The organism is Embleya sp. NPDC059213 (assembly GCF_042754445.1).
GTDB lineage: Bacteria > Actinomycetota > Actinomycetes > Streptomycetales > Streptomycetaceae > Embleya.
Map to the genome: position 1 here is coordinate 1 of NZ_JBHZAV010000184.1, position 18,410 is coordinate 18,410.

Annotated in this window: 16 protein-coding genes; 9 read left to right on the top strand and 7 right to left on the bottom strand. The window is 72.7% G+C overall.

Annotated features, from left to right (window positions below; all coding sequences use genetic code 11):
• Positions 1 to 586 precede the first annotated feature (586 nt).
• Positions 587 to 1,708 carry an alkene reductase gene (locus ACFXMF_RS39055; RefSeq protein WP_379989794.1) on the bottom strand — a complete coding sequence of 374 codons (1,122 nt, stop codon included), beginning with the start codon at positions 1,706 to 1,708 and terminating at the stop codon, positions 587 to 589.
• Between the two features lie 196 nt (positions 1,709 to 1,904).
• Between ACFXMF_RS39055 and ACFXMF_RS39060 the strand changes: the two genes are divergently transcribed.
• A complete protein-coding gene (locus ACFXMF_RS39060) occupies positions 1,905 to 2,867 on the top strand; it encodes a helix-turn-helix transcriptional regulator (protein WP_379989793.1) in 963 nt (320 codons plus the stop codon).
• Positions 2,868 to 3,011: 144 nt separating this feature from the next.
• On the opposite strand, the gene ACFXMF_RS39065 is transcribed toward ACFXMF_RS39060, so the two are convergent.
• Positions 3,012 to 4,376, bottom strand: coding sequence for an aminotransferase class I/II-fold pyridoxal phosphate-dependent enzyme (locus tag ACFXMF_RS39065; protein ID WP_360322190.1), 1,365 nt, complete (start codon positions 4,374 to 4,376; stop codon positions 3,012 to 3,014).
• Positions 4,377 to 4,773: 397 nt separating this feature from the next.
• Between ACFXMF_RS39065 and ACFXMF_RS39070 the strand changes: the two genes are divergently transcribed.
• From ACFXMF_RS39070 to ACFXMF_RS39095, 6 genes are all read left to right on the top strand, one after another.
• Positions 4,774 to 6,021, top strand: a complete 1,248-nt coding sequence (locus ACFXMF_RS39070; RefSeq protein ID WP_360322187.1) for a sensor histidine kinase — start codon at positions 4,774 to 4,776, stop codon at positions 6,019 to 6,021.
• A gap of 153 nt (positions 6,022 to 6,174) precedes the next feature.
• Positions 6,175 to 6,864 (top strand): TetR/AcrR family transcriptional regulator, encoded by a 690-nt coding sequence (locus ACFXMF_RS39075; RefSeq protein WP_379989792.1) that lies wholly within the window; start codon positions 6,175 to 6,177, stop codon positions 6,862 to 6,864.
• 212 nt (positions 6,865 to 7,076) lie between these two features.
• Positions 7,077 to 8,507, top strand: coding sequence for an amidase (locus tag ACFXMF_RS39080; protein ID WP_360322181.1), 1,431 nt, complete (start codon positions 7,077 to 7,079; stop codon positions 8,505 to 8,507).
• A 561-nt stretch (positions 8,508 to 9,068) separates the two neighbouring features.
• A complete protein-coding gene (locus ACFXMF_RS39085) occupies positions 9,069 to 9,872 on the top strand; it encodes a peptidoglycan-binding protein (protein ID WP_360322178.1) in 804 nt (267 codons plus the stop codon).
• A gap of 190 nt (positions 9,873 to 10,062) precedes the next feature.
• Positions 10,063 to 11,049, top strand: coding sequence for an aldo/keto reductase (locus tag ACFXMF_RS39090; protein WP_380021039.1), 987 nt, complete (start codon positions 10,063 to 10,065; stop codon positions 11,047 to 11,049).
• A 142-nt stretch (positions 11,050 to 11,191) separates the two neighbouring features.
• Positions 11,192 to 12,685 (top strand): amidohydrolase family protein, encoded by a 1,494-nt coding sequence (locus ACFXMF_RS39095; RefSeq protein ID WP_360322172.1) that lies wholly within the window; start codon positions 11,192 to 11,194, stop codon positions 12,683 to 12,685.
• 36 nt (positions 12,686 to 12,721) lie between these two features.
• On the opposite strand, the gene ACFXMF_RS39100 is transcribed toward ACFXMF_RS39095, so the two are convergent.
• From ACFXMF_RS39100 to ACFXMF_RS39120, 5 genes are all read right to left on the bottom strand, one after another.
• Complete coding sequence (locus tag ACFXMF_RS39100) at positions 12,722 to 13,993, bottom strand: sensor histidine kinase (RefSeq protein ID WP_379989791.1); 1,272 nt, start codon at positions 13,991 to 13,993, stop codon at positions 12,722 to 12,724.
• Between the two features lie 408 nt (positions 13,994 to 14,401).
• Positions 14,402 to 15,148 (bottom strand): CmcI family methyltransferase, encoded by a 747-nt coding sequence (locus ACFXMF_RS39105; RefSeq protein ID WP_380017897.1) that lies wholly within the window; start codon positions 15,146 to 15,148, stop codon positions 14,402 to 14,404.
• On the bottom strand, positions 15,121 to 15,501 hold the full coding sequence (locus ACFXMF_RS39110) for a MerR family transcriptional regulator (protein ID WP_360322166.1): 381 nt from the start codon (positions 15,499 to 15,501) through the stop codon (positions 15,121 to 15,123). The genes ACFXMF_RS39105 and ACFXMF_RS39110 overlap by 28 nt, the downstream gene beginning before the upstream one ends.
• A gap of 27 nt (positions 15,502 to 15,528) precedes the next feature.
• A complete protein-coding gene (locus tag ACFXMF_RS39115) occupies positions 15,529 to 15,936 on the bottom strand; it encodes a nuclear transport factor 2 family protein (RefSeq protein ID WP_379989790.1) in 408 nt (135 codons plus the stop codon).
• Between the two features lie 182 nt (positions 15,937 to 16,118).
• Complete coding sequence (locus tag ACFXMF_RS39120) at positions 16,119 to 16,766, bottom strand: TetR/AcrR family transcriptional regulator (protein ID WP_380017898.1); 648 nt, start codon at positions 16,764 to 16,766, stop codon at positions 16,119 to 16,121.
• A gap of 149 nt (positions 16,767 to 16,915) precedes the next feature.
• Here ACFXMF_RS39120 and ACFXMF_RS39125 point away from each other — a divergent pair, with 149 nt between their 5' ends.
• Complete coding sequence (locus ACFXMF_RS39125; RefSeq protein WP_379989789.1) at positions 16,916 to 18,136, top strand: cytochrome P450; 1,221 nt, start codon at positions 16,916 to 16,918, stop codon at positions 18,134 to 18,136.
• A 20-nt stretch (positions 18,137 to 18,156) separates the two neighbouring features.
• Positions 18,157 to 18,348 carry a ferredoxin gene (locus ACFXMF_RS39130; protein ID WP_360322253.1) on the top strand — a complete coding sequence of 64 codons (192 nt, stop codon included), beginning with the start codon at positions 18,157 to 18,159 and terminating at the stop codon, positions 18,346 to 18,348.
• The last annotated feature ends 62 nt before the right edge of the window (positions 18,349 to 18,410 follow it).

Consider the following 18,410-nt stretch of genomic DNA (forward strand, 5'->3'; position numbering starts at 1 on the left):
CCGGTGACCGTGGGACCGGGCCCACCTCCGCCGGTCCACGCCGACCGTTTAGCACTGAGCCACCCGCTGCCGACCGAAACGCAACCGCAGGCCACAAACACCCGACCCACTCGCAAAGGTCCCCCGGCGGACCCGACGAAAGCGCCCACCCGTTCCGCCGTTGCCGGCGCCTTTCCCGCCGAGCAACACCCACCTCTCGCCGGAGAGCTCAGGGCTCCCGGCCGCCGGTGACCCCGGGACCAGGACCACCTCCGCCGATCCACGCCGACCGTTTAGCACTGAGCCACCCGCGCCCAACCCCACCAAGACGCGACCGCCGCCCACAAAGCACCCGCCCCACCCGGAAAGGCCCCCGGCGAACCCAACCGAACCGCCCGGGCCGCATCGCCCTCGGGCCCGACCGGGTCCGCCCAACCTGGTCCGCCCAACCGAGGGTCCGCACACCCGAGTCCGCACACCCGAGTCCGCCCAACCGAGGGTCCGCCCAACCTGGTCCGCCCAACCGAGGGTCCGCCCAACCTGGTCCGCCCAACCGAGGGTCCGCCCAACCCCGAGGGTCCGCCCACCCGGCTCCGCCCACCCGGACCTACCCAACCGTCAGCGCCGGATAGTCCAAATACCCCTCCGCCCCGCCCCCATACAGCCCGCTCGCGCGTGGTGTCGCGAGTTTGGCGTCGGTGGCGATGCGTTGTGGCAGGTCCGGGTTGGCCAGGAACAGCCGGCCGAAGGCGTAGACGTCGGCGAGGCCGCTGCGGAGCGCCCGTTCGGCCTGCTCGCGGTCGCCGGGCTCGGGGCCGTCGTAGCTGCCCACCAACATGCCCCGCCAGCGCGGACGCAGATCCTCCAGCGCCGGATACTCCCCGGACTGCACCACGTGCAGGTAGGCCAGGCCCATCCGGTCCAGCGCGGCCGCCAATCGGTGGTAGCGCCGGGCCGGGTCGGCCTCGACGATGTCGTGCAGCCGGTTGTCCGGCGAGATGCGCAGCGCGGTGCGTCCCGGCCCGATCGCGGCGGCGACGGCCTCGACCAGGTCGACCACGAAGCGGATCCGGTCGGCGTAGGCGTCGGTGCGCAGGTTGGCGCTGTCGGAGAGGAACTGGGCCGGCAGATAGCCGTAGGCGGCGTTGATCTCCACCCCGTCGAAGCCGGCGTCCACGGCGTTGCGGGCCGCCGCCGCGTGCGCCTCGATCGCCTCGACGACCTCGCCCGGCAACATCCGCCGGGGCCGGACGTAGTCCTTCGGGCCGGCGGCGGTGTGGATGACGCCGTGCGCGACGGCGACGGCGGACGGCGCGACGGGCCGCTCGCCGTCGAGGAGGTCGGGGTGGCTGACCCGGCCCACGTGCCAGAGCTGGGCGAAGATCCGACCGCCCGCGCCGTGCACGGCTCCGGTGACCCGGCGCCAGCCCTCGACCTGGGCGGCATCGGTCAGGCCGGGGACGCCGGGCCCGCCCTTGCCGAGGCGATGCGGCCAGATTCCTTCGCTCACGATCAGGCCGGCGGCGGCCCGCTGGGTGTAGTACTCGGCCATCATCGCCGTCGGAACGCCGGTGGCGTCGTCGGCCCGGGAGCGGGTCATCGGCGCCATCGCCACGCGGTTGGGCAGCTGCAGGGCGGGGCCGTGGTACGGGTCGAGCAGGGGAGAGGGCGCGGTGGACGGCGCCCGGTCGGCGTCGGTCGGTACGGCCAGGACGGCATCGGTGTTCATGGCGATCTCCCGGGTCGTGATCGGTTGCCCCGCCGACGACTCGACCGAGGAGGACTCGACCGGGGGGTGCCCCGAGCCTGCCGCAGCGCGGCCGGGGCACCCAGACCCCTGTTCGGCTTACGACCGGTGGTCCTACCACCGCCAGGGTCAGGCTCGACCGCCCTCGTGGGAGTCGGCACTGCGGATAATGGGCGGCATGAACGATCGGGCCGAGGCAGCAGCGCAGGCGACGGAGGCGGAGGCAGCGGCGGAGGTGACACGAGCGGCGGAAATCGGCGGCGAGCCGATCGATCCGCGCGCCGAACTGAGCGAGTTCCTGCGCAATCGGCGAGCCCGGCTGCGTCCGGAGGACGTCGGCCTGGCCGACTCGGCCGGGCGGCATCGGCGCGTGCCGGGACTGCGTCGCGAGGAACTGGCCCGGTTGGCCGGTGTGTCGGTCGCCTACCTCACCCGGCTCGAACAGGGCCGGGGCCACAACGTGTCCGAGGAGGTCCTCGACGCCGTCGCCCGGGCCCTGCGGTTGACCGACGCCGAGGCGGAGTACCTCGACCACCTGATCCGGTGTCAACGCCGCAGGCGCACCGAACCCCCGCCGCAGAGGCAAGTGCGGGGCGCACTCCGGGGATTGCTGGCCGCCCTGGACGGGGTGCCGGCGTACGTGACCGGGCAGCGGTCGGACATCCTGGCCTGGAACCCGATGGCGGCGGCGCTGTTCGGCGACTGGGACCGGCTGCCGGCCCGGGAACGCAACTGGGCCCGGCTGGTGTTCCTGCGCCCGGACCAGCGCGCCTTGTTCGTCGACTGGGAGGCCAAGGCCGCCGACATCGTCGGCGCCCTGCGGCTGGACGCGGGTTGCCATCCGGACGACCCGCGCCTCTCCGCCCTTGTTGGCGAACTCTCGGTCAAGAGCCGGGAGTTCCGCAGTCTGTGGGCCAGGCACGACATCCGGGAACAACACCACGGCGCGATCCGCCTGCACCACCCGCTGGTCGGCGACCTGGACCTGTCCTTCGAATCACTGCGTCTACCCGACGACTCGGAACAATCCCTGACCATGTACCACGCCCGACCGGGCTCCCCCACGGCGGAAAACCTGCGCCTGCTTGCCAGTTGGGGCCCGGCCACGAACACGCCGGACGTGCCGACCCGCAACGCCTGAGCCCCGGGAGCCGGCACGATCCGGCTCCCGTTCCGCGCCGCCCCTCGCCCGCGTCCCGCCCCTGCGCCGAGGGGCCGGCCGACCTCGCCGGCGGGTCGCCGTGGGTCCTCCGCGCCCGCCGTCGCAGGCGGGGCGGGGCCGAGGTCAGGCCGGTGTTTCGAGGGGCGTGCGTCGTGCCCGCCGGTCCGGAGCCGCGGGCCGGCGGGGTGCGGTGTCGGCCAGGGTGGCGATCCGGTGGTGGGCCGGGTCGACGTGGCCGGCGCAGTCCGCGCCCAGCAGGGCGCTGCGCAGGATGTGGGTGTCGTTGCGGTCGGCGACCGCGCGCGGGTGTCGGCCCAGGAAGTCCAGGACGCGCACGTGCAGCATGCTCAGGTGGACGGGGTGTTCGGCATCCGCCGGGTCGGTGTGCACGATGTGCCGGCTGGCGGTCGCGACGGAGGACAGCCGCGGACGGGGTTCGCCGGACAGGGCCAGGTAGGTCAGGATGTCCAGTTCCGGTTCCTGATACAGCATCAGCTCCGGCTCGCCGTCGATCAGGTCGCGCCAGCGGCGGGTGTCGCGCAGTCTGCCCGCGAGCAGCCGGCCCAGGCCGTCGGGGGTCGGCGGCAGGGCGCGCAGGGTCAGCCACAGGGCCGCCGCGGTGACGTCGGAAGGAGCCTGATCGAGGCCGGATTCACCCGGGTGGGTGCCCCCATGTGGGCGGTCGCCGGTGCGGACCAGCAGTACGCCGCACGCGTGCGGGTGCAGCCCCCGTCGGTGCGGGTCCACGGCCACCGAGTCGCAGTCGGCGATCGCGCGAAGGTGCCGGGCGGTGGGGGTGTCGCGCAGTTCGTCCGCGTCGACCACCAGGGTGAAGAACCCGCCGTGGGTGGCGTCCACGTGTACCCGCACGTCGTGCTCGCGGCACAGCGCCAGGATGTCGGCGATCGGGTCGACCGCGCCGAGCGTGGCGGTGCCGGCGCCGACCACGAGCGTGCCGACGGGTTCCTTGGCCAATAGCGTCGCGAGCGCGTCGACGTCGATCCGACCGGCCGTGTCGGTGCGGACCGGGTACGCCGGCACGCGCAGCACATCGCACCTGCGTTCGTGTGCGGGGTAGCCGTCCGTGCCGTGTGCGATGCCGCGTTCGGGGTGGGCCTCGCGGGCCAGCCGGAGCGCCTCCAGGTTGGCCATGGCACCGCCCGAGGTCAGCCGGCCGTACGCGCAGGGCAGGCCGAACATCGCCGCCAGTTCGGCGACGACCTCCTCCGCCGGCGAGGCCGCGCCCGGATCGCCGTCGCCGATCCCCTCCCCGGCCTCGACGAGCGTGGCTGCGAGCCGGCCGATCAGCGCGGCCCGATGCGGCGGCTCGACCGGATCCCCGGTCCGGACCGGCGACGGCCGCCCGCCACGCAGCCGCGCCGCCAGGTCCACCAGGTGCGGTTCGAAACGGTCTCCGTCGCCGGCCCGCGCGTCGGCCCACGCGGACCAGGTGTCGAATGCCTCGGTCAGCCGGCGACGAGTGTCCATGATGTCCCTCCGGATGCAACGGTTTGACGGGATCGCCCGGCTGCTCGACACCCGCGACCCGGCCCCGGGGTTGGCACACCGAGGACGCCTCGTGCGGGATCGGATCGGGCGGGATGCGGGGGATCGTACCCCGGCGAAAAATCCGGATATTCAGACTTCCCGACCGACTCTCGATCATGCACAGCCGGACCCGGATGCCCGCCGGCCCGGGGACGCGCCGGACCGGTACCCCGGTCCCGAGATCGCCGTGAAGCAGGACTCGGGTCCGGGGTCGAGATCGTCACTGCGGTGGTGTGCCGCGATCACCGGACCCGATGGAATGGAGAAGGCGGCTCCATGCCCGGACCACCGACCACCAACCATTCGACCACCGACCATCAGCTAAGGAGACCCGAGAATGGGGTCCGACCACCCGCCGGCGGCCTCGGCACTACCCGGCAGGGTCATCACCGCGAGCCGAGGCGCGGGGACGCACGCACGAGTGCGGCGCAGGTTCGCGAACCCTTTCGCGTACCGCAACGACCTGATGCTCGTGATCGCCTCCGTCGCCCTCGATTCGCTCGCCTTCGTCACGACCTCCGGGGCCGGCTCCGCCGGCGCGGCCACGGCGGTGATCGGGTTCGGATCGGCGATCGTGGGTGCCGTGGCCCTGCTCGCGCGACACCGGTATCCGATGCAGGTGTTGACCGCCGTGGCGCTGATCCAGGCGGTCTTCGTCCTGGCTACCGACATGGCCACGCACAGCTTCGGATGTGCGCTGATGATCGCGCTGTACACCGTGGCCCGGTTTCGCCCACCTCTCGACATCGGCCTCGCCGCCGGCCAGGCGGTGGCGGCCCAGTTGTTGCGGGCGCTGCCCGCCACCGGCGAGCCGTTGAGCCAGTCGATCGCGTCCGGCCTGGGCGGCGCCGTCCTGGTGGTCACGGTCGGCATCGGCACCGCCAAGTGGCAGCAACAACTGGCCATCAACCGGCAGTTGCGCGCGGACCGGGCGGTGACCGAGGAACGGCGGCGGATCGCCCGGGAGTTGCACGACATCGTGGCGCACCACATCACCACGATGTACCTGATGTCGGGAGGCGCCCGGGCGACCCTGGAGCGCGATCCCGAAACGGCCCGCGAGGCGCTGTTCACGCTGGAGGCGTCCGGGCGCACCGCGCTGGGCGAGATGCGCCAGTTGCTCGGCGTACTGCGCAGCACCGAGAACCCCGAGGAGGCGCCCTCGGAGCCGCAGCCGGGGATGCCCGAGATCCACCGGCTGATCACCGAGTCGCGCGCGGCCGGCCTGCCGATCGAGTACGAGGAGTTCGGCGAGCGGCAGGCGTTGTCGCCCGCGACCGGGCTGACCCTGTACCGGATCGTGCAGGAGGCGCTCACCAACACGCGCAAGCACTCGGGGGCCGCGCGGGCGTCGGTCCGGGTGCGGCATCTGGCCGATCGGGTGGTGCTGGAGGTGCTCGACGACGGTGTGGGCGGCTCGGCGCCGCCGAGCGGTATCAGCGGCAGCGGCTACGGCCTGATGGGCATGCGCGAGCGGGTGGCCCTGCACGGCGGCACCCTGGAGGCCGGGCACCGCCCCGAAGGGGGCTTCCGCGTCGTCGCCGACGTACCCCTGCCGCCGAGCGAACCCGCCTGGGCGGGCTGACCCCGAAGCGGTCGTCGGCTGCCGGCGTCGGGTGCGGGCGTCGGGTGGGTCGGTGGGTCGATATCGTGTGGGGCGCCTCGGGGTCCTGGCGGGGCGCCGTGGTGGTTCGTCGACCCGGGCCTGGGTGCCTCGGTGACCGGTGGGGAGTGGGTTGTGGCGCCTGATCCGGAGCCGACGCGGCGGAAGCTGATCGACGCGGCCACCCTGTTGTTCGCCGAGCGCGGCGTCGGTGCGGTCTCCCGGGCCGAGATCGGGCGCGCGGCGGGTCAGCGGAACACGGCGGCGCTGGTGTACCACTTCGGCAACCTGGACGGGATCCTGCGGGTGATCCTCGACGATCATGTCGAGCGGATCCGGGAACGGCGCCTGGCCCTGCTCTCGGCCGCGATGACCGAATCGCCGACCGCCGTGCGGCCCGTGATCGAGGCTTTGGTACGGCCGATCGCCGACCTGTTGATCGGCGACTGGCGGGACCGGGCGCACCTGCGGATCCATGCCGAGGTGACCAACCAGGTGTGGTCCACCGCCGAAGTACGGGAGTTGTCGCGGCGCGGCGGCGCGGACGAGGCGCACCGCGAGTTGGCCCGTCGTTGCCCGGGGATCCCGGCGGACGTGCGACGCGAACGCGATCTGCTGGTCGCGGCGTTCGTCGCGCGCGCCTCGGGAGCGCGGGCCCGGGCGCTGGCCGAGGGGCGCGCACCGGGCGACTTCCCGCTGTCCCACCCCCGATTCGTCGCCAACCTGATCGACGTCGGGGTCGCGGCGGTGACCGCCCCGGTGAGCGACGAGGTGCGGGGCGAGGCGCACGACGAGGTGCGGGAGGATGGGCGCGAGGCCGGGTAGCCCGCCCCCGTTCCCTCGCGGTAACCCGCCGCCCCGGCGACCCGACGTGTCCCTGCGCCCCGACGTCCCTGCGCCCCGGCGACACCCGGGACCGGCCCCGACCGATCCGCCGAAGCCTGATGAATCAATTCCCCACGCTTTGCATCTTGTCAATTTAACTCGCGCTAGTTAACTTCTCCGGGACGCAATTCTCCGAATTCACAGGGGCCCGAATGGACACCGACGAACTCCTGGACCGACACGACGCGGTCGGCCTGGCCGACCTGGTCCGGACCGGCCACCTCTCCCCGCACGAGCTCCTGGACGCGGTGGCGGCGCGCGTCGCCACGCGCAACCCGGTCGTGAACGCCGTCGTGTCGACGCGCCTCGACCAGGCACGTCGGGAGATCGACCGCGGCCTGCCCGACGGCCCCCTGCGCGGCGTGCCGTTCGCGCTCAAGGACATCGGCTGCGATATCGCGGGCCTGGCCACCACCAACGGTTCACGCCTGTTCGCCGACGCGATCGCCGAGCGGGACGGCGAGTTGGCCACCCGCTACCGGCGCGCCGGCCTGGTCCTGATCGGCAAGACGAACACCTCGGAATTCGGCAAGAATTCCAGCACCGAACCGCGCCTGCACGGCCCCACCCGCAACCCCTGGCGCACCTCACACTCGGCGGGCGGCTCGTCCGGCGGATCCGCAGCCGCGGTCGCCGCCGGCATCCTGCCGGTCGCGCACGCCAACGACGGCGGCGGCTCGACCCGCATCCCGGCCTCCTACTGCGGCCTGTTCGGCCTCAAGCCGTCCCGAGGGCGGGTCCCCGACGACCAAGGGGAGGGCGCGCTCGCATATCCGTTCGCGGCCAACCACGCGGTGACCAGGACCGTCCGGGACAGCGCCGCGCTCCTGGACGCGGTGGCCGGACCCAGGTGGGGGGACGCCCACCCGGAACTGCCCCCGCCGAGCGAGGGATCGTTCCTGGCCGCCCTGCGCACCCCACCCGGCCGGCTCCGGATCGGCGTGACCCCCGGCAGCGCGGCCGACCACCCCACCGCGGTCGACGCGGTGGCCCGGGTCGCCGGCGTCCTGGCCGACCTGGGACACCACGTCGAGGAGGCCGCGCCCGCCTGGGATGCCGCCGCCGCGTCCCGGGCGGCGGGCGTGGTGATGGCCGCCTCGGTCGCCGCGCAGATCCAGGACCGCCTCACCGTGCTGGGTCGGGACCTGGCCGAGGACGACGTGGAGCCGTTCACCCGCTTCCTGCACGACCGCCTGGCCGGCAGCACCGCCGTGGACCTGCACCGCGCGCTGCGCACCGCCGAGCGGACCGGCCGCCAAATAGCCCCTTTCTTCGCGGAGTTCGACATCTGGCTGTGCCCCACGGTCGCCGTCCCGGTGCCCCGCCTGGGCGTCCTGGACACGGCCGATCCGGCATCGATGATCCGCAACGCACCGGCCACCGTCACCTATACCCAGGTCTTCAACATCTGCGGCCTCCCCGCCGCGAGCGTCCCGGCCGGATTCGACCCGGCCGGCCTGCCGGTCGGCGTGCAGATCGGCGGCCGGATGGGCGCCGAAGCCGTACTCCTGCAACTCGCGGCACAACTGGAGACCGCGATCCCCTGGCCCTGGCAGGCCCCTTGGCCCGCACCCGGCGCGTGAGCACCGGGGCTGCCGGCCCCGGCTCCTCGGGACTGTAGGCCGGGCACGACGCACCGCGAAGGCGAGAGCGGGCGCGGGCCGAGCGGCGCGGATCGGGTGGTTCGGTGGCCCCAGCGCACCTGCACCGACCGCGCGCGTCATCGGCGTTCGCGTCCGCCCTCGCCTCCGTCGCCTGCCGGCGGCGCGGCGTACTCCCCCTTCGGCCGCACGCTCGGCACCCCCCGCGGGCGAGCCGCGCGGTCCACTGGTCGCGAAACGCGCTGCGGCCATCCTCGCGCCGACCTCGGGACCCGCGAAATCCCATATTCCTGGGAGGAATTCGGGAACCCTTCGACAACGGCCGGTGTGATCATACGATAATCCGACTACTGATCGTCATCGAACATACACTCGTGGTACGCATCGCAGGTCACAGGGTATGACCGAATCGACGTCATTGTGCGCCTCGTGCCGGTCGCGGGGTGCGCCCGAGGTGCGGCCGGGCCCACCGGAACGGGGCCTCCCGTCTCGGCCGTCGTGTATACGTTCCGCCCGGCGTGAAACGTGAAATGGGGGGCGTCCATGGCTACATGGGACGACCTGATCGCACATCTGCAAGCCGTCCCCGAGGGTGTCTACGAGGGCTGGGACGCCCAGGACGGGTACGACAATCACACCAAGTGGGGCCGAGAATTCGGCGAGGACGGCGTCCCGTGGTGCGTCATCTTCGACTGGTGCATGTACAACGACGTCGGTCTCGCCCACCTGGTGCCCAAGGTGGACAACGTGTCCGCGTTCGCCGACTGGGCGCGGGCTCGCAATCAGTGGTCGGAGTACCCGAGTTGGGGCGCGTGGGTCGACTTCGGCAACGGGGCGCACACCGAGATCGTGGTGCGCTTCGACGACGTGCACGTCTACACGAAGGGCGGCAACACCATCCCGACCGGTGGCGACGCGGGCCAGGGCAACGGCGTGTACTCGCACACGTTCCGCCGCACCGATCCGCGGGTGACCGGCTATCTCGCGCCCCGTTTTCCGGACGGATGCCCACCCACCGCGGATCCGCACGATCCGCGCGGCGGCGCGCCGAGCACCGGGAGACCCTCGGTCGCCCTCGCGAACGTGATCGACTCGGCCCGGCTCGACCCGCCCGCGGCACAGGGCGCCGCGGCGCATCGCACCGACGTACTGCTGGTCGAACAGGCGCTCCAGGCCGAGGGGTTGCTCGCGTCCGGCCTGGTCGACGGGTCCTACGGCACCGCGACGATCCGGGCGTACGCCGCCTACCAGCGCCGGCTGGGCTTCTCCGGCACCGACGCCGACGGCATCCCGGGCCAGAGCTCGCTGACCCGCCTCGGCCGGCAGCACGGCTTCCGCGTGAGCTGACCTCCCCGACGCGTGCCGACCGACGAATCCGACGACCGACCGAAGGAGGCCCGTACGACGACGCGAAGCGCGCGGCCGGCGCACCGGCGCCGCGCGTTTCGCCGTCGTGGGTTGACCTGGAGTGCGCTCCAGGTAGTTGACTCCCGTTCCGGGCCCGAGACGACGGGCCCCGGAACGGGAGGAAAAACCCATGAAGTACCGCACCATAGGCAGCGATCCGAGCACCCGGCGCGAGGTGAGCGTGCTCGCGCTCGGTGCGATGCTCTTCGGCACCCGGACCGACGAGCGGACCTCCTTCGCGGTGTTGGACCACTACGTCGAGGCCGGTGGCACCTTCATCGACACCTCCGACAACTACGCGTTCTGGGAGGACGGCGGCGTCGGCGGCCAGAGCGAGGCGCTGCTCGGGCGCTGGCGGCGCAGCCGCGGCGTCGGCGACGAGATCGTGATCGCCACCAAGCTCGGCGCCGCCCCACTGGCACCGGGCACCGGCTTCCTCGACAACCCCGAGGTCCGGTACGCGAAGGTGATCCGCGAGGCGGCCGAGCGCAGCCGCGAACGACTGGGCGTGGATCGGCTCGACCTGCTCTACGCGCACATCGAGGACCGGACCGTGCCGCTGCGCGAAACCGTCGAGGGTTTCGGCGAGTTGGTCCTGGAGGGCACGGTCGGGCTGCTGGGCGTGAGCAACCACGCGATGTGGCGGGTGGAGCGGGCCCGCGCGCTGGCGGCGGCGGCCGGGGTGCCCGGCTACGAGGTGTTGCAGTACCAGCACAGCCACCTGCGGCCCCGCTACGACATGCCCGACGCGCTGTTCCCGGACGGCAGCCTCGGGCACGCCGGCCCCGACCTGCTCGGCTACCTGCGGGCCGAGCCGGAGCTGACCCTGGTCGCCTACTCGCCGCTGTTGGGCGGTGCCTACGAGCGCGCGGACAAGCCGCTGCCGCCGGACTACGACCACCCGGGCACACCCGCGCGGTTGGCGGTGCTGCGCGAGGTGGCGAAGGAGACCGGGGCCACGGTGAACCAGGTGGTGCTGGCCTGGCAGTCGGGCGGCCCGTTGCCGATCGTCCCGCTCGCCGGCGCCTCCTCGGTCGAGCAGTTGGCGGAGAACCTGGCCGCGGTGGACCTGGAACTGTCCCCGGACCAGCGCGCCCGACTGGACGCGGCGCGGTAGCCGGCCCGCCACGACCGGTCCCACTCGCGCGCTATCGCGATCCCGCTCGCGATGTGCTGGTCGGAGTACACGAAGACGCGCCCGGGATTTCGGTCGCCCGGACGGATCCGCCGCGGCATCGCAGTGCCTACGCTCTCGTGTCATGACGCCATCAGCCGCTGTGCCGTCCGGGACCCACGACCTCGTACTGCGGGGCGGTCGCGTGCTCGATCCGGAAACCGGGTTCGACGCGATCGCCGACGTGGGCGTGACCGCCGGCGCGATCAGCGCCGTCTCCCGGGAGCCACTGACCGGCCTGCGCACGCTGGACGCGCGAGGTCTGGTGGTGGCCCCGGGCTTCATCGACATGCACAGCCATTCGCACGACGTGGCCGGCCACCGGCTCCAGGCCCTGGACGGGGTCACCACCGCGCTCGACCTGGAAGCCGGCCTGTCGCCGGTCGACGAGGGCTATCGGCAGGCGGGCGCCGAGGGCCGGCCACTCAACTACGGCTTCTCCGCGTCCTGGTGCCAGGCCCGGATGACAGCCGTCGGCGGGCTTCCGCACGGTGGTGGCATGGGCGTCGCGCTCGCCCAGCTCGGCACGACCGCGTGGCAGCGCGAGGCGGACGACCGCCAGGTGGACGAACTGCTCGAACTGCTGCGCCGGGACCTCGCCGCCGGGGCGCTCGGGATCGGGATCGTGGTCGGCTACGCGCCTCGGGTCAAGCCCGAGGAATACCTGGCGGTCTCGCGGTTGGCCGCGGATGCGGGCCGCCCGACGTACACGCACGCCCGCAACCTGGTCGAGCAGGACGAGCACACCCTCGTCGACGGCGCCGAGGAGATCGCCCGCGCGGCGGCCGAGACCGGTGTGCACGCGCACTACTGCCACGTGCAGTCCACGTCGCTGCGGCACAGCGACCGGGTGATGCGGCTGATGGACGACGTACGCGCCGAAGGCGGCCGGGTCTCCACCGAGGTCTACCCCTACGGCGCCGGGATGACGGCCATCGGCGCGGCCTTCCTCGCCCCCGAGAACCTCGGCTGGGCCGACATCAAACCCTCCGACATCGTCTACGCCCCCACCGGCGAACGCCCGGCCGATGCCGCGCGGTTGCGCGAGTTGCGCGCCAAGGACCCGGGCGGCCTGGCCGTCGTGCACTTCCTGGACGAGACCGACCCGCACGATCGCGCGTTCGTGGACCGGGCCCTGCTGCATCCGGACAGCGTGGTCGGCTCCGACGCGATGCCGTTGACCTGGACGAACGGGCCGGCCGACCCGATGGCCTGGCCGCTGCCGCCGAGCGCGATGACCCACCCCCGCACCTCGGGTACCTTCTCGAAGGTGCTGCGCCGCTACGTGCGCGAACAGGGCGCGCTGACCCTGATGGACGCGGTCGCGCGCAGCAGCTTCGGGCCCGCGCGCATCCTCCAGGACAGCGTGCCCTCGATGCGGCGCAAGGGGCGGGTGCAGGCCGGCTGCGACGCGGACCTGATCGTCTTCGACCCGGACACCGTCACCGACCAGGCCACCTACGAGCACAGCACGCGCCCGTCCACCGGCTACGCCCATGTCCTGGTCGGCGGTGTACCCGTGGTGCAGGACGGCGTCCTGTGCCTCGACGCCCTCCCGGGCACCGCGGTCCGGGTCTGACCCCACGACGGTCGCCGCCGGGGGAAATCGGGGATCCTAGCCGCCCGGCGGCGGTGGCGACGTGCTCAGGGGCAGGGTCAGGTGCACGCGGAAGCCGCCGTCCGGGCATGGGCCGGCGGTGAGCGTGCCGCCGAGGATCTTGGCTCGTTCCCGCATGCCGATCAGGCCGTGGCCGGTGCCCGGGCCGGCCTGCGGTCGGGGTGCGTCGGCGCGCGCGTCGTCGTTGGCGATGCTGACGCAGAGCCGGTCGGACAGGTGCCGTATCCGGACGTCGGCGCGGGGCGTCCCGGCGTGCTTGACCACATTGGTCAACGCCTCCTGGACGATGCGGTAGACGCACAGTTCGAGGCCGGGGGCCAGGTGCCTCGGCACGCCCTCGGTGGTCAGCGCGACGGTGACCCCGACCGTGCCCATGCGCTCGGCCAGCTCGGCGAGTCGGTCCAGCCCGGGCATCGGATCGGCGGCGCCGTCGACGCCGTCGGCCCGCCGGTCCGCGCCCCCGCCGTCCTCGTCGAAGTCGACCCGAAGCAGCGACAACAACCGGCGCATCTCGTCCAACGCGTCCCGCCCGACCTCCCCGATCACGTCCAGCGCGGCACGCGCCGCGCGCGGATCGGAGTCGAAGACGTACGAGGCCAGGCCCACCTGCACGGTGATCACCGACATGTGATGCGCCACCACGTCGTGCAACTCCCGGGCGATCCGGACCCGTTCGTCGACGATCGCCCGCCGGGCGCGTTCCTCCTGTTCGCGTTCCAATCGTGCGGTCAGCAGGATCAGTTGTCGATTGCGCTGCGCGAGTCTGCGGATGGCGTCGCCGATCACCAGCGCGAACATCGGGACGAGCACGGCCTGGGCGAGCACCAGCGCGAGCCCCAACCTGCCCCGCACCCCGCTGTAGGCGACCACGACGGCGACGAACCCGGCCCCCATGGCGGCGCTCCGCGGCGGCCGCAGGCCGGCCACGGTCACCAGGGCGATCACCGGCGCCCAGAAGTTCAACGAAGGTTGGTAGCCGGCGGCCAGGTACACCACGTAGATCGACCCGGAGGCGATCAGCACCGGTACCGGAGCGCGCCGGCGCAGCGCGAGTGGCAACACCAGGGCGCAGGTCAGCAGGTACGCGGTCGCGTCGAAGCGCGCCCATCCGTCGGGGTGGAACTGCTGCCCGGCCACGCACCCCCCGGCGGCCATCGCCACCGCCAGGATCGCGTCGACCACCCCCGGGGCCGGGCGCCGGATCAGCACCCGGACGTGGCCACGCCCGGGCCGTTCCCGGCGCGAGCCGCGCGGCCTGTCGCCGAACACTGGGCCTCCGGCTCCGCCGCCCGGTGGGCGGTACCCGTTCGTTTCTGCCCGGCTCGTTCACGCCGGGCCGGCGACGGTCGACGGAAGGCGGGACGGATCCCGGTGGTCCGCACCGAACCCCCGTCGCCCGAGCCCCCGTACCCCGCGCCGCGTCCACGTCCTACCGCACGCACCGCGCTTCCGTCTCCCGTCGACCACCCCGCGCCACCGCCCGGCGTCCTTCGACGCCGCCCGGCCGAGCACAACGTTAGGGAACCGGCGCCGGCTCGACATTCCCCCCTCGGATGACAACCGGATCGAACCCCGGCGGTATACCCCGCGCCGACTCCACCCGTCGCGGTATGCCGTTCGTGCCCGCCGCGCCGCGCGCACCCGGCCGGCAACCGGCAGCGGGGGCGCCGCGGCGGATCAGCAGGCGTGCGCGGTCCGTTGCAGCCACCCGTGCGGGTGGCTGGTGACGCCGTGGAGTTCCAGGTCGCGCCGAGTGGTGAAGGCGCTGCCCTGTTCGCCGGCCGGCCAGTCGGCGACGGCGGGCAACACGCCGCCCGGCATGCCCTGCGGGCACAGGTCCGGGTCGTCGACGATGCCGTCCTCGACGACGAAGAACCCGCCCGTCGGGACCAGATGCGCGAAGTTGCGCAGCGCGGCGATGGTCGTGGCGTATTCGTGCAGGGTGTCCTCCACCACCAGGCAACGTGCACCGGGCGGGACCAGGTCCGCGACGCGGTCGGCGAGCCCCGGGTCGGTGACGTCGCCGGCCACCAGGGTGATCTCCCGGTCGAAGGCCGGATCGGCGGCCCGGAGCAGCCCGGCGGCGCGGTCCTGGTCGAGGTCCACCGAGATCACCCGGATCGCCTCGGGGACGCGCCCGTAGCCGGCCTGGGTACGCAACCGGTCGCGGAACCACAGGGCCGAGCCGCCCAGATGGGTGCCCGGTTCCACCACCACCTGCACGCGGGCGGACCACAACACGTGCTCGAACACGCGCAGATCCTCGGGAAACTTCTTGATCCGCAGCCCGGCGTACCAGTCCCGGACGTGCTGTCGCCCACGGGCGCGCCGGTACTCCAGCAGTGTCGTCCCATGGTCGGCGGTGACGGTCGGCGGCAGGTGTGCGGCCTCGCTGATCAGTCCGGGAGGATGGAGCGGTACCAGTCGATCTTGCCCCGCAGGTGTCCCTGCTGGGTGCGCAACAGCGCGATCTGTCGCTCGACGGCGGTGTCGTGCTGTTCCAGCAGGGCTATCCGCTCGGCCAGCGACTCCTTGTCCCCCGTGCGCGCCAGTTCGGCGTAGCGCCGCATGTCCGCGATCGGCATGCCGGTGTCGCGCAGGCAGCGCAGGATGCCGAGCCATTGCAGGTCGTCCTCGGTGAAGCGGCGGTGGCCGCTGGGCGCCCGGTCCACGTCGGAGAGCAGGCCGATGCGTTCGTAGTAGCGCAGGGTGTCCAGGCTGAAGCCGGATCGTTCCGCCGTCTCGGCCGGGGTCAGGTAGCGCGTCACGGTGGTCATGAGCGCATTGTGCCCGCAGTGCACGTGTCACGGGGACTTGCTGTAGCCCAGGGCCTCGACGATGCGTCCGTCGCGGATCTGCATCAGGTTGACGCCCGCCACCCACGTGGTGTCCGCGTGTGCGTCGCCGAAGACCTCGTTGACCGGGCCGGCCCCGAAGGACACGTGCCACTTGATCACCGCGCGATCCCCGAACACGTACACGTCCTGCGGCTCGAAGTCGGTACCGGCGTCCGCCGCCAGGTCCTGCCAGAACCCCAGGCATGCGTCCAGGCCCTGGTAGCGGGTGCCCTCGGGGGCCGGTTGCACGCTCACCATCACGCAGTCGTCGGCGACCAGACCGACCAGCAGTGCCGGGTCGTGGGTGGTGAACGCGTCGTTGAACCGGGCGATGACCTCGGCGGTGCTCGGGGTCGTGGTGGTGGTGTCCGACATGGTGGTTACTCCCGTACTCCTCGACGAGGCGCGGTCGCGTGCCCTCGTGCCTGCTTCCGACGATGACCGGCTCACCCGTCGCGGCGGGCCGTGAAAGCAATCCTGCGACCGCCGCGCGACCCGAACAATTCCCTCCGGGGAATGAGCGCACGACGCAACCTCCCGCGGCGGTGAGGGTGTTGCTACCGCGTGGGGCCGTGTCCCGGCGCCGGGCGCAGGAGCAGCGGCAGGTAGACGTCGTCCACGATGTCGCGGATGACGGCGTCGTCGACGGGTGCCCCGAACAGCAGGATCTCGTTGCGCAGCAGGTCGGTCGCCACCGTGGCGCGGCGCGAGGTCGGCATCGTGGGCTCGATCTCGCCACGCTCGACCGCCCGTTCCAGGATGGCCCGGACCGACGAGGGGCCGGCGGTGTGGAAGCGGGCGTGGATCAGCCGGGCGAGTTCGGCGTCGCGACCCGTCTCGGCGAGCAGGCCGCGCAGGATCTCGCCGAGCGGACCGGCCAGTTTGGCGGAGATGCGCTCCAGGAGCGTGATCATGTCGCTGCGCAACGCCCCGGTGTCGGGCGGGTCGACGTCCGACACGCCGGGCAACTTGAGCGCGTCGACGACCAGTTCGGCCCGACCGCACCAGCGGCGGTACAGCGTGGCCTTGCCGGTGCGGGCGCGCGCGGCCACCCGCTCCATGGTCAGGGCCGGGTAGCCCACCTCGACCAGCTCCGCCAGGGTCGCGGTCAGGATGGCCGACTCCAGTTCCTCGCCGCGCCGACGCGGCCCCTTGCGGTGGTCGATTGCCGCTTCGACCGCGATCCGACCGACTTTGGGTGACAGTTCGACTCCCTTGAGTCATGGAGAGACCGTTGCGTTCCCTGATCGAGGAGCCTAGCCTCCCAAGCAGAGAACCATTCGTTCTCTATGCGATCGGCGAATCCGATCATGCCCAACCATGCCCAATCCATGCGATGGCTGCGAGGGGATCGATGAACGAGACCGCTGCGACCTTTCGAACCGGACAGGCTCCCACCTACCCGAGCAACCGAACCTGCCCCTACCGACTCCCCGACTCCTACAACAGGCTGCGCGACCAACCGGGTTCGTTGCAGCGGGTGACCCTGTACGACGGCCGTCCGGTCTGGGTGGTGACCCGGCACGAGACGGCCCGCAGGTTGCTGGCCGACCCACGCCTGTCCTCCGACCGCACCCACCCCCACTTCCCGGCGACCTCGCCCCGCTTACGCGCGCTGAGCGACCGGCACCCGGGATTCATCAGCCTGGACCCGCCCGAGCACGGCCCCCGGCGGCGGATGACCATCGCCGAGTTCACCGTCCGGCGGATCAAGGGCATGCGCCCGGACGTCGAGCGCATCGTGCACGGCGCGATCGACGACCTGTTGGCCGCGGGCCCGCCCGCCGACCTGGTCGAGTTGTTCGCCCTGCCGGTGCCCTCGATGGTGATCTGTCGACTGCTCGGCGTCCCCTACGCGGACCACGACTTCTTCCAGGACGCGAGCCGGCGACTGCTCCAGGCCACCGACGGCGCGGACGCCCTCGCCGCACGCGACCGGCTCGAACGCTACCTGGACGAACTGGTCACCACCTTCGAGGCGAAACCCGGGCCGGGCCTGGTGTCCACCCTGGTCACCGAACAGCTCGCGACCGGCGCGATCGAGCGGGAGGAGCTGATCTCGACCGCGATCCTGCTGCTCGTCGCCGGTCACGAGACCACCGCGTCGATGACCTCGCTCAGCGTGATCACCCTCCTCGAACACCCCGATCAACACGCCGCGTTGCGCGCCGATCCCACGCTCGTGTCGGGCGCCGTCGAGGAATTGCTGCGCTACCTGGCCATCGCCGACCTCGCGGGCGGCCGGTTCGCCACGGCCGACATCGAGATCGACGGTCAGCTCATCCGGGCCGGCGAAGGGGTGGTCGTCACCAACTCCATCGCCAACCGCGACGGTTCGGTGTTCGAGGACCCGGACACCTTCGACGTGCGCCGCTCGGCCCACCAGCACATCGCCTTCGGCTACGGCGTGCACCAGTGCCTGGGGCAGAACCTGGCCCGCCTGGAACTGGAGATCATCCTCACCGCCCTGTTCGAGCGCATTCCGACCCTGCGTACGGCCGTTCCGATCGAACAACTGACGCTGCGCCCGGGCACCACGATCCAGGGCGTCAACGAACTCCCGGTCACCTGGTGAGCGACGCGAAGGCGACCGGCCTGCACGTCAGCGCCGACCGCACCGTGTGCGTCGGCGCCGGCCTGTGCGCACTGACCGCCCCCGAGGTCTTCGACCAGGACGACGACGGCCTGGTCACCGTCCTGACCCCCGATCCGGCCGCCGCGCTGCACCGCGGCGCCCGCCAGGCCGGCCGGCTGTGCCCGTCCGGCGCCATCCGCACCGTCGAATAGCCCGCCCGGGACCGGGCCGCGCGGGCGGCCGGGTCCCGGTGGCCCGGCCCGGGCGGGGTCTC

Excerpts from the sequence above, each read along its gene's own strand:
- ACFXMF_RS39095 (WP_360322172.1), top strand. The coding sequence starts at position 11,192 with ATGACGCCATCAGCCGCTGTGCCGTCCGGGACCCACGACCTCGTACTG.
- ACFXMF_RS39080 (WP_360322181.1), top strand. The coding sequence starts at position 7,077 with ATGGACACCGACGAACTCCTGGACCGACACGACGCGGTCGGCCTGGCC.
- ACFXMF_RS39110 (WP_360322166.1), bottom strand. The coding sequence starts at position 15,501 with ATGACCACCGTGACGCGCTACCTGACCCCGGCCGAGACGGCGGAACGA.
- ACFXMF_RS39055 (WP_379989794.1), bottom strand. The coding sequence starts at position 1,708 with ATGAACACCGATGCCGTCCTGGCCGTACCGACCGACGCCGACCGGGCG.
- ACFXMF_RS39085 (WP_360322178.1), top strand. The coding sequence starts at position 9,069 with ATGGCTACATGGGACGACCTGATCGCACATCTGCAAGCCGTCCCCGAG.
- ACFXMF_RS39060 (WP_379989793.1), top strand. The coding sequence starts at position 1,905 with ATGAACGATCGGGCCGAGGCAGCAGCGCAGGCGACGGAGGCGGAGGCA.
- ACFXMF_RS39090 (WP_380021039.1), top strand. The coding sequence starts at position 10,063 with ATGAAGTACCGCACCATAGGCAGCGATCCGAGCACCCGGCGCGAGGTG.
- ACFXMF_RS39070 (WP_360322187.1), top strand. The coding sequence starts at position 4,774 with ATGGGGTCCGACCACCCGCCGGCGGCCTCGGCACTACCCGGCAGGGTC.
- ACFXMF_RS39115 (WP_379989790.1), bottom strand. The coding sequence starts at position 15,936 with ATGTCGGACACCACCACCACGACCCCGAGCACCGCCGAGGTCATCGCC.
- ACFXMF_RS39125 (WP_379989789.1), top strand. The coding sequence starts at position 16,916 with ATGAACGAGACCGCTGCGACCTTTCGAACCGGACAGGCTCCCACCTAC.
- ACFXMF_RS39065 (WP_360322190.1), bottom strand. The coding sequence starts at position 4,376 with ATGGACACTCGTCGCCGGCTGACCGAGGCATTCGACACCTGGTCCGCG.